The sequence below is a fragment of the Halomonas sp. CH40 genome (genome assembly GCA_041875495.1).
In the GTDB taxonomy this organism is placed as follows: Bacteria; Pseudomonadota; Gammaproteobacteria; order Pseudomonadales; family Halomonadaceae; genus Vreelandella.
On the sequence record CP112982.1, the window covers coordinates 1003976 to 1015133 of the forward strand.

Annotated in this window: 8 protein-coding genes and 1 pseudogene; 5 read left to right on the forward strand and 4 right to left on the reverse strand. The window is 55.7% G+C overall.

Features of this window, described 5'->3' with window-relative positions:
• Positions 1-239 precede the first annotated feature (239 nt).
• The 4 genes from OR573_04640 to OR573_04655 all read left to right on the forward strand — a co-directional run bounded on the left by OR573_04640 (position 240) and on the right by OR573_04655 (position 4249).
• A complete protein-coding gene (locus OR573_04640; GenBank protein ID XGA80945.1) occupies positions 240-1223 on the forward strand; it encodes a TRAP transporter substrate-binding protein in 984 nt (327 codons plus the stop codon).
• On the forward strand, positions 1223-1786 hold the full coding sequence (locus OR573_04645; protein ID XGA80946.1) for a TRAP transporter small permease subunit: 564 nt from the start codon (positions 1223-1225) through the stop codon (positions 1784-1786). The genes OR573_04640 and OR573_04645 overlap by 1 nt, the downstream gene beginning before the upstream one ends.
• On the forward strand, positions 1783-3048 hold the full coding sequence (locus OR573_04650; protein ID XGA80947.1) for a TRAP transporter large permease: 1266 nt from the start codon (positions 1783-1785) through the stop codon (positions 3046-3048). The genes OR573_04645 and OR573_04650 overlap by 4 nt, the downstream gene beginning before the upstream one ends.
• 466 nt (positions 3049-3514) lie before the next feature.
• A complete protein-coding gene (locus OR573_04655) occupies positions 3515-4249 on the forward strand; it encodes a response regulator transcription factor (protein XGA80948.1) in 735 nt (244 codons plus the stop codon).
• Positions 4250-4858: 609 nt separating this feature from the next.
• Here the strand turns inward: OR573_04655 and OR573_04660 are convergent.
• Positions 4859-5011: pseudogene (locus OR573_04660) on the reverse strand (transglutaminase family protein).
• A gap of 148 nt (positions 5012-5159) precedes the next feature.
• On the opposite strand from OR573_04660, the gene OR573_04665 reads away from it, so the two are divergent.
• Positions 5160-6284, forward strand: a complete 1125-nt coding sequence (locus tag OR573_04665; protein XGA80949.1) for an RNA-guided endonuclease TnpB family protein — start codon at positions 5160-5162, stop codon at positions 6282-6284.
• Positions 6285-6427: 143 nt separating this feature from the next.
• Here the strand turns inward: OR573_04665 and OR573_04670 are convergent, their stop codons facing one another.
• From OR573_04670 to OR573_04680, 3 genes are read right to left on the reverse strand one after another with little or no spacing between them, the layout of a single operon-like run.
• Positions 6428-7594, reverse strand: a complete 1167-nt coding sequence (locus OR573_04670; protein ID XGA80950.1) for an HlyD family type I secretion periplasmic adaptor subunit — start codon at positions 7592-7594, stop codon at positions 6428-6430.
• 16 nt (positions 7595-7610) lie between these two features.
• Positions 7611-9842: a type I secretion system permease/ATPase gene (locus OR573_04675; GenBank protein XGA80951.1), complete on the reverse strand. Its 2232-nt coding sequence runs from the start codon at positions 9840-9842 to the stop codon at positions 7611-7613.
• Positions 9835-11088 (reverse strand): TolC family protein, encoded by a 1254-nt coding sequence (locus tag OR573_04680; GenBank protein XGA80952.1) that lies wholly within the window; start codon positions 11086-11088, stop codon positions 9835-9837. The genes OR573_04675 and OR573_04680 overlap by 8 nt, the downstream gene beginning before the upstream one ends.
• Positions 11089-11158: the final 70 nt, after the last annotated feature.

An 11158-nucleotide genomic window follows, 5' to 3' on the forward strand; every position in this document is an offset into this window, starting at 1 on the left:
TGTTTCTCCTGCATGGTGGCCTTCTCTCATCAATCAGGTTGTCAGCATAGGCGGTGTGGTAAGTCAGGCGCAATATACAGTGATCTTCCCGCTATCTTGCTCCTTGGTCGTAACGGGTGCCATTGCAAGCCCGGCTGGGGTATTCTCTGTTGTTATATACGGCAACTTCGCGATAACAATTAAACTGGCGCGCTATTACAGCCAAATTAACCGCTGGATTCTTCAAGAGGTCATGCACAATGCGACTAAAAACGCTAACGCTTGCTATCACTGCCACGGCCATTGCGGCTGCGTCAATGTCAGCTAATGCCCGGGATTTTCGCCTTGGCCTGATTACGCCAGCGCAACATATGTGGTCAACAGAGGCGGTTGCCTTTGCTGAGTCACTTCACGAGCGCTCTGACGGTGAGCACAGTGTCAGCGTTTTTCCTGCTCAGCAGCTGGGTAATGAAGCCCAGATGGTACAACAGTTGCAGACCGGCGCCCTGGATATGGCGTTTCTGACCATTGCGGAGATTTCCAACCGCATCTCGGATTTCGGCGCGCTTTACGCACCTTATCTGGTCGATGACGTTAACCATGCGGCGCGCCTGCTGCGTTCAGATGCCGCCGCTGAGCTGCTTGAGCTGATGCCGCAACAGGTCGGCCTGGTAGGCGTAGGCTATGGCATGGTGGGAATGCGCCAGGTGCTCAGCCGTGACCCGATTACGTCCGTTGACGATATGGATGGCCTGCGCTTGCGGATTACCCCCTTTGAGCCGATCCGCGATTTCTATACCGCCACAGGCGCGGCCCCGGAGCCCATGCCGCTGCTGGAGGTCTACGATGCCCTCGCCAATGGCCAGGTCGATGCCATCGACATGGACTTTGATTCCATCCTGATTCTGAAATTCTATGAGCAAGCCGAAAATCTGCTGATCTCCAACCATATGATGTTCCCCATGGTCGGCGTGGTATCCGGCCGCGTATGGCGCGAGCTTTCTGCTGAAGACCGTGAGCTGATTGACGCCACCATGGCCGAGCACCTTGAAAACGTGCTGTCAGGTTTTGAAGCGATGGACGCCGAGCAGGAACAGGAAATCCGTGAGCTGGATATCAATATCGTCGAAGCGGATGCCGAATTCTTCTCCGAGGCGATTGCCGAATGGGAGAGCATCTGGGCACCCAAGGCGCCGATGCTGGAAACCCTGCGCGCTGAAGCAGATCGCCTGCGAGAGGACTGATGCTGCAACGCTTATCCGCCGCTGTTGCCCATTGTGAAGAAATCACCGCCGCGCTGCTTGCCGCAGCGGTGACGTGTCTGATCCTGGCGAATGTCGCCATGCGCGCCTTGGGTAGCCCGCTGTATTTTGTCAGCGAGCTGGCGATCTACGCGATGATCTGGATGACTCTGCTGATTGCCAGCGCCATCCTCAAGCGTCGACAGGGAGTGGCGGTCACTCTGCTAAGCGATCTCCTGCCGCTGGCCGGGCGGCGCATGATAGGCCTTTGGGTTGACCTGAGCGTAGCGTTTTTCGGCTTGTCCATGGTGTGGCTGTGCTGGCACTGGTTCCAGCCGCTAGCGTTATGGCAGGCGGGGTTTGATGTTGGCGCCTTCCAGGGGGAGACCTTCAACTTCATCTATTCAGAAAACACCACCACACTGGGCGTGAAAAAGGTCTGGTTCTGGCTGATTCTGCCCTGGTTTGCGTTCTCGCTTAGCTTGCATGGCATCACTAATCTGATCGAGACCCTGACCGGCTGGCGCGACCCGGCAAAGCGCCGCGCTACGGAGACGCCGTCATGACCATCCTGGTTTTTTTTCTGCTGCTGTTTACGGCGGTGCCGATTGCCCTGGTGCTGGCGCTGACCGCCATGTGGTATATCCAGGCCTCGGGTAACACCGTGCTTTTCGAGTCTTACCCGCAGCAGCTATTCAGCGCGATTGAAAGCTATGGCCTGCTGGCGATTCCGCTGTTTATGCTGGCCGGTGAGCTGATGAATGAAGGTGGATTGACCCGCCGCCTGATTGCCCTGGCGCGGATTTTTGTCGGTGGGTTTCGCGGTGGTTTGGCCTATATCAACCTGATCGCCAATATGATGATGGCCTCCATCATTGGATCTGCCGCGTCGCAGATTGCCATCATGTCCCGAGCCATGGTGCCCGCCATGGAGCAGGAAGGTTATCCCAAGTCCTACAGTGCCGCGATTACCGCTGCCGGTGGGTTGCTGTCGCCAATTATTCCGCCTTCGATGTTGTTCGTGCTGTTTGGTGTGATGGCCCAGGTGCCGATTGCGGAAATGTTTCTGGCCGGGGTGCTGCCGGGGCTAGTGTTGGGGTTTACTTTTTTTATCGTGATTGCCGTTGTGGGGCTGATGCAGCAGTATCCAAAGGGCGAGTGGCCGAGTCGGCGTCAGGCGCTGCATGACTTTTTATGGGGGCTGCCCGCGCTATTGATTCCGGTGATTATCATCGGCGGTATTCTGCTGGGGATTGCCACACCAACGGAATCCGCTGCCTTGGCTTCTCTGGCTGCGCTGCTGATCGGCCGCTTTGTCTACCGTGACCTGAAACTGACGCTGCTGCCCGAGGTGCTGCGTCGCACGGCCATCAATGCTGGCCTGGTGATCATGCTGATCGCCGCCGCCGGGGTATTCGGCTGGGTAGTGATCTATGAGCAGCTGCCGCAGATGGCCGCCAGCTGGATCGCGGCCCTGACCACCGACCCTTTTATGTTTCTGCTGCTGATGATTGGGGTGCTTCTATTGGTGGGGATGGTCATCGATGGGATTGCCGCCCTGATACTGGTAGTACCTATCCTCCTGCCAATTGCCCAGAACCAGTTCGATATCAGCGCCTACCAGTTTGGCGTGGTGGTATGCCTGACGCTGGTGATGGGCCTGTTGACGCCCCCAGTGGGCGCGGGCCTTTACGTTGCCTCCTCCATGACGGGGGTTCCACCTCTGCGCATCTTCCGTTCGCTGCTGCCGTTTCTGCTCGCAACCCTGGTCACGCTGGTTTTGTTGGCCTGGCAACCCTGGCTGACTGAGAGGCTGGTTGGGCGCTAGATTCTTTCAAATATTGGGCATCACATTGATTTCATTGGTCATGTGATGCCTACAGGTAGTACTACCAATAAACGATGTTATTGTTTAAAAGTTAAGTCATGTAAAATTTTTGTGCTATCATTGTAAATCCAGCCTCTTTCTGTGATATTAGCAATGTTAATGTGTATTTAACAAGTTGATTAGCATCTGGTGATAATATAGTAGGCCATAATTTCAGGAAAAGCTTACTTTTAAAACTTCTTATAAACATATGTTGTAAGTTAGTGATTATAAAATGAACTCTGTCCGGAATACTTTTTATTTCTATTAATAAAGCATAGATCTGATATACACGTCATTTTTAGTCAAAGGCTATCTTGCTTCAGCTTAAAATCCACGTATTACGGGTATCTTATCTATTGAGATATAGCTTTATTAGAAATAATTTTAATATTGTTTCTGTAGTTAATGAATGGGAAGGAATCTCATGCGTATAGCCATTGTTGAAGATGACCCAATCGCCGCCAAGCTTGTTAGCAGCACTCTTGTCAAAGGGTTCAATAAATGTGGTTTTACAGTTGATATCACAGCCTTTGAAACGGGCACGCATTTTATAAGCATTGCCAGTCGGGATACGTTTGATCTCGTCATACTCGATTGGCATCTGCCGGACAGAACCGGTATCGAAGTGCTGGACTGGATGAAACAATATCTGAAAACACTTCCTACTGTTGTTATGGTGACTCAGCGTGATCACGATAAGGATATTATTGAAGCACTGAATGAAGGTGCCGATGACTTTATCAGCAAGCCTTTCAGCCCTAGCGTTTTGTATGCCCGTGTTTTTGCAGCCTATCGACGTCAATTATTTAACTCTTTGCGCGAGGCTAAGCAAAATGAACTGGATTTTGGCAGTATCCTGCTGGATGAGAAAAATGAGGTGGCCTATGTCAATAGTGAGCCTGTCGCCTTGACGCGTCAGGAGCTCAAGTTGGCTTACCTGCTGCTCAGCCGCGCAGGCAGTATACTTTCACGTTCCTATCTTTATGAATATGTCTGGGGAATCACCCATGGAGGTAAAACGCGTACTCTAGATGTCCACGTACACCGGGTGCGTAAAAAACTCAGCCTGACCGGCGAGCATGGCTGGAACCTGGAATCCGTCTACGGCCATGGATATCGGCTGGAAAGAATGGGGCCTCCCGAAGATACGGCAAGTTGAAATGATTTCACCCTCAGTTTGATGGCGAATTCCTTAACCCCCGCTGTAGACGAATTACTTTTCTCTTGGCTCATCGCTCACGCCTTGGAGCAGGTAATCTTACCTGCGGTTGTAGGTCTGGGAAACTACAATCACTTTATTTTTTGCTCCTCCCTATATCATATATAGCTTAAAAACCGTTTTATTAAGTTTCCACTATTTTAATGCCTGCGTAGATTTTCATAAAGAAATTACAATATAGAATAAAAATTAAATATTAATTTATGTTAAAAATTTTTCTTTTAATTGTATTTTTTGTTTTTTTTGGTAATGTGGTGGCCTTTAATATTTAAAGGCTGTTCTTATGAAGTGCCCTGAATGTGGTGGCTATGGAATTTATAAAGTCAGGCGATCATGGCTGGCCAAGCTTTTAAAACTCGAAAATTACTGCGAGTGTATTGACTGTCGGTTTTCTGCTAAAAGCAAGGATTTTAAATCGACTCGAAAAGCTCCAGATGACCATGGAAAAAAGTCAATAGATTCAAAGTGTCAGTAACTTACGGGAAGTCTACCCTCTTGGGGAAACAGCATTTGTTAAGGGGCTTGATTGGATGCCAGTTGGCGCTGTTATCAACTCTTGGGCATCACATCCACCTCGACGGTCATATGATGTTCGCCTCCGCCGTTCATCACCCCTTTGAGGGGAGTAACATCGGCATAGTCGCGCCCCCAGGCCAATACCGGATGTTGCTCGCTGGCAATGCTGCCATTGGTAGGGTCGAAGGGTGTATATAGATATAGAAACTTAGGCATGGGAAAGTCTATTTACCACACCGCGCGTAAAGCATCGCCCAATCGGGCGGTGATACAAGCGCGCACCGCAACGCGGTGCCCGGTTGATTTTGTTCCATACCCCTGATATTTTTCCAGTATGACAAAGCGCGCCTACAAAGAACGGTTTTATCCTACTCCCGAGCAAGCTGGGCTGTTGGCGCAGTCGTTCGGGTGTGTCCGCTTTATTTGGAATAATACCCTGGCTTATCGCATCGACGCGTATCAACAGCGCGGTGAGTCGGTATCTCACGCCCACGCTGAAAAGCGTCTGGTGGGCTTAAAGGCTGAGTTTCCGTGGCTCAAGGATGTATCAAGTGTGATCCTGCAGCAAACGCTCCGCGATCAGAAGGCCGCCTTCGACAACTTTTTCAACCCCAAGCTCAAGGCGCGGTACCCACGTTTCAAGAAAAAAGATGGGCGCCAGTCGATCCGGCTGACCAAAGCGGCGTTCCGCTATCGTGATGGTGAGATCACTATCGCAAAAGCGAAGACGCCGTTACCCATCCGGTGGAGTCGTCCGCTGCCCAGCGAACCTTCCAGCATCACGATTTCACGCGATCGTGCTGGACGCTACTTCATCAGCTGCCTGTGTGATTTCGCGCCCGTAGCACGCCCGGTCACGCCCAAGACAGTGGGCATTGATCTCGGGTTGACCGACCTGTTCATCACCAGCGACGGTGCAAAGTCTGGGAATCCGCGCCACCTGAAACGCTACGAAGCGAAGCTGGCCTACTTGCAGCGCCGGTTGGCGAAGAAGCAGAAAGATTCCAGCAACCGCAACAAATACCGTCAGAAAGTGGCACGGCTACATGCCAAGATCGCCGACTGCCGCCGTGACGCCACCCACAAAGCGACCCGCGCACTCATTAACGAAAACCAAGTCCTGTGCGTCGAGTCACTCAATATCACGGGTATGATCAAGAATAAACGGCTCTCTAAAGCCATTAGCGATGCTGGGTGGGGTGAGTTCGTCCGGCAACTGGAATACAAGGCCGCCTGGGCGGGGCGCCAACTAGTGAAAGTGAGCCAGTGGTTTCCCAGCAGCAAGCTGTGTCATGGCTGCGGCCACAAGGTTGAGAAACTGCCGCTGTCGCAACGTCACTGGCACTGCGAAAGCTGCGGCCACCCCATTGACCGCGACATCAACGCGGCCAGGAATATACAAACCGCCGGGCTGGCGGGGTTAGCCTGTGGAGCGACCGGAGCGGGGGCAGCGGCTTAGCCACTGTCTAGTGAAGGCGTGTGGAAGCAGGAAGGTTCTGGGGGTGACCTTGGAACCCTCGCCCAAAGCGCGAAGCGCGGCGGGCGAGTGTCAGCTTTCTCATGCCTGTTCGCTGTAATGCCCGCCGAGCAAGCCATGTGGTGTTATCGCTCACCCAGTGATTCACTTAGTGTCTTGATCACCGGTTTGGTCAAGTACTCAAGCACCGTGCGCTGGCCGGTCTTGATTTCCACGGTGGCGGTCATGCCCGGTTGAATATCCAGTTGCTGCGCTGGCGCGGCACTAAATGCGCGGCCATCGGTGCGTACCCGTACGCGGTAGTAGGGCGCCTGATCCTGTGACTGTTCATCGGTAACAGTATCGGCACTGATAAACACCAGCTCGCCGCTGAGGTCACCGTAGATGGTGTAGTCATAGGCGTCTATCTTGATGGTGGCTGGATAGCCGGTGGATAAAAAACCAATATCCCGAGGACTGACCTTAGCCTCAATCAGCAAGTTGTCTTCCAGCGGCACAATCTCCATGACCTCGTCACCAGCGCGGTAGACGCCGCCAATTGTGGTAATAGCGATGTTCTTGATTACCCCACGCATGGGCGAATAAATCTCGGTCTGTGCCAGCACGCTGCTCCGTTGGGCGAGCGTCTGGCGAGCGGATTCGAGCTGCTGTACCGTCTCTGAGAGTCGTGATTGACTTTCCTGACGGCGTTCATTACGCGCGGCTGAGATACTTGACCCCAGCTCCGCCACCTGACGTTCCAGGCGCAGTAACTCCGAGCGGCTGACATCGCCAGATTCAACCAGCGGCTCGTTCATTGCCATCTCTTCTTCGGCCAGTGCCTGCATCTGTTCCAGCCAGCGTAATTCTTCGGCCAATGCCTGGCGGCTGCTTTCCAACAGGGCTTGCTGGCTCTTGCGGATCTCGGCGTAGTCATCCAGCAGGGGTGTAAAAGTGATATCTGTTTCCAGAAGTTCAGCGCGAAGACGCGCGGATGTGGCCGAGAGACTGGCGACCTCGGCACGGGCTTCCAGGTAGTTGGCCTCGGCGCGGGTGCGGTCAATGCGAGCTAGCGGCTGACCTGGCGTGACGATATCGCCTTCCTTCACCAGCAGGGCTTCGAGTACGCCGCCGTCCTGAGTTTGCACCACTTGGGTGCGTGAACTAGAAATCACAGTGCCGGGCGCGCGGGTGACTTCATTTAGTTCAGCCCACCAGGCCCAACTGAAAAAAGCCGCTAATACCAGCAGTACCCCCCAGATAACGCGTCGTGAACTACGGTGGTCTTGAAAAAGCGAACGGGATTGGCTCATAAAGTGTCATTCTCAATCATACGTAATGCGTTGTTTTCGCATCAGAAGGCTGGGTTGTGTGAGGCGTGGTGCTGGCCTTGGTAGTGGCAGGATTACTTGATGAAGCACGCTTTTGCTGCATTGCCGCGAGCACTTTATCGCGCGGGCCATCGTACACACGCTGGCCTTTATCCAGCACGATAATACGCTCCACGTGCTTGAGCACAGCTGTTTTGTGCGTCACCACTACCAGCGAGGATTCCGGTGGAATTTCCTGGAAAAGATGCCGCATCACCCGGGCTTCCAGGGTGGCATCCATGGCAGCAGTGGGCTCGTCGAGCAGCATGATACGCGGTTTGAGCAGTAATAGCCGAGTCAGTCCTACTAGCTGGCGCTGGCCGCCGGAAAGCCCGCGCCCGCCTTCGGCAATGGGCAGTGCGAGCCCTTCGGGATGGTTGGCAATCACCTGATCCAGGCCGGTAAGCTGGCAGGCTTGGAGCACCCGCGAATCGCTGGGCGTGGGCAGCGCCAGGGTCAGGTTATCGCGCAGGGTGCCGTTGAACAGACGAACATCCTGGGGCAGGTAGCCGATATGCTCGCGCAGAAACGCCGGGGCCAGGTGCTGCATGTCCATGTCATCCAGGTACACGCTGCCGGAGGTCGGCTTGTAAAGCCCGGAGAGCAGCTTGATCAGGGTAGATTTCCCTGAGCCGACTGCGCCGATCACCGCCACGCGCTCGCCGGGGGCGATACGCAAATCTTCCAGCGAGAGCGCGGGGGCCGATTCATGAAAGTGAAACGCGGCCTTGGTAATACTCACTTCTCCCCGGCACTGTTCGGGCACCACCAGGCGGGCATCGTGGTCGCGGTCACTGGGCATCGCCATGATGTTATCCAGCGCCTCCAGGGCGATGCGTGCGTGGTTCCACTGCATTACCATCTGCGGTAGCTGGGAAATCGGCGTGAGCGCACGCCCAGCGATGATCGAGCAGGCGATCAGCGCGCCCATGGTCAGCAAGCCCTCAGTAATGGCAAACGCCCCTACCGCAATCATGCCCACATAGTTGGCCTGTTGCACCGCCTGGCTCATATTGGTGGCGCGGGTGGAGAGCTTGCGCAGCTTCAGGTCACTCTGGGCGATAGTGGCAGTAAGCTCACGGTGGCGATCAGCCATCTTCCACTCACCGCCGGCGGCCTTCACCGACTCGATTCCGTCAATAGCTTCAATTAACAGGCCGTTCTTCTGGTTGGATTCCTGCATATGTTCGGCGGTAATCGCCTTGATCTTGCGTAGAAAGAACAGGCTGGAAAGTAGCGCCACCGGAATCATCACCAGTGGCACCAACGCTACCGGCCCGCCAATCATCGCAATCACCCCGACAAAAAACAACGCCAGCGGCGCATCGGCCAGCAGGTAAAGTGTTGAAGACGTCATGAAGTTGCGCACGGATTCGAAGTGGCGGATTTGCGAAGCAAGGGTGCCCACGGTAGCCGGGCGCGCATCCATGCGGATATCCATTGCCTTACCGAAGAACACCTCCGAGAGCTCCAAGTCGATCTTCTTCGATGCAAGATCGACGATATAGGCGCGCGACTGCTTCATCAGAAACTCCAGCGCAATCGCCACTGCCACACCCACACTCAGCACCCATAGGGTGGAAAACCCCTTGGTAGGCACCACGCGGTCATAGACCTGCATGGTGTAGAGCGCTGTGAACAGCCCCAGCAGGCTGATCACCACGCTGGCAATGATGCCTTCAACAAAGACCCGCTTATGCTGGCCCAGCGCATAGCGAAACCACGCCTTGGCCGTTTGTGGGCGCGGTGCAGAGCGCGTGCTGCCATATTCCAGGGTAGGCGTCAGGTGTAGCAGCTGGCCCTTGGCGGCCTGCTCCGCGGTGAGCTCCGTGGCGTTGCCCTCACTATCCTCAGCGCTGAACACGCCATTGCTCTGGCGGCCACGGATCAGTAGCGCGTGCTCGTTATCTGCCGCTACCCACAGCAGGGGGTAGTCGCCGCGTTGCACCTTACGCAGTGCCAGTGGCGTTACACCTCCTTCAGGGAAGCGAGCTTGCCACCTTTCACAGGCCTGTCTATCACGTGCCAAAGTGGCTAGTTCAGCGCCGTCGCGGCCATGTTCAAGCAATTCGAAGCGAAATGCTGGCACAGCCTCGCCTTGTAGAGCGGCAAGCCGAGATAGCAGCTTGGCCAGAGTCACGTTAAAAGTGGCACTCTGCGAAGACAGTGCAGCAGTGTCAGCGTCATTCATTTAGGGTCGTGCTCCTCATTAAAGGGCGAAAGGCACCGGTCAGTGCCTGTAGGCGGAACTTGGCCAGCAACAGAGGCATCTCGATATCGGTTTTCAGGTAGTAGGCTTGGGCTTTCTCGCCTTGGGCGTTGAGCACATCAAGCCAGCTTTTCTTGCCCACGCGAAATTGGCGCAGGTAAGACGCCACCATGGCCTCGGAGCCTTCGACAATGGCCTGCATGGGGCCACGCTGAGTATCAAGCGCCTCAATCTCAGCCCAGAGCGATTCTACCTGCTGACGTAGTGCCCGGGCCTGGTCATCCAGGGCATCCTGCGTGGCCGCCCGGCGAGCGCTGGCGGCACTCACGGTGGCACGGCTGGAAAGCCCGGCGCCGCTCTCGACGTTCAGGGTCAGATAGACCTCGCCTTCATCGCCGCGCAGGTTTTCGCGGTCATTCAGGGTCTGACGATATCCGAGTGCCAGGGTGGGTAGCGTTTGTGCCCGTGCCAGAGTGATATCCGCTGAGCTTTGCTCACGAGTAGCGGCCAGCCGCGCGCGCTCCGGGGAGAGGCGCAGGGCGGCTTCCATCAGCGCCTCCAGCGGCTGCTCTATCAGCGCAATATCCGCCGGAGGTGTGAGAATGGTAAGCGGGCGCCCCAACGAACGGGCCAGCGCTGTGCGCGCCTCAGCCAGCTGGCGCTGAGTCTGGATACGCTGAGTGGTCGCGCGCTGCAATCGCGACGCGGCCAGCACGGCATCAGAGGCGGGGCTGATCTCTGCCGCTACGCGGCGCTCAATCATTTCCAGCAGGCGCTGATGCTCGGTTTCATTATCCTGAGCTACCGCCAGGCGGTCGGTCAGGCGCAGGGTCTCGAAAAATGCCTCGCCGGTGGCCAGCAGCACCTCGCGCTGGGCCTGGGCCAAGGCCGCTTCGGCTACCTGCTCGCCAGCGGCGGTACGATCAATCTGCCCGCTGAGACGGCCACCGGCCCACAGCGGTTGTTCAACCCGGGCGGTGAGCGCTACGCCATCGTCCAGCGCCTCGCTTTCCAACCCCGCGGTGGGGAAGCGCCCCCACTCGGCGGCATCACGCTCGAAGCCAGCGGCTTCACGCTCGCCCTGGCGCTGGCGCACCTGGGGGTGGCGCGCCAGTGCCTCCTGCAGCGTGGCGGCTAAATTAGAGCCCGGCGCGGCAATGATCGGGCTTGCCGCTAAGTGGGCCTGGGCGTGCGCCTGGGGCGCGGCAAGCCAAAGCCCTATGGCCAAACCTCCCGCACCTAATAACAGTGTGCCGCACCCGAAGGCGCGGCGAAGAGAAAACCACAACACAGATAAC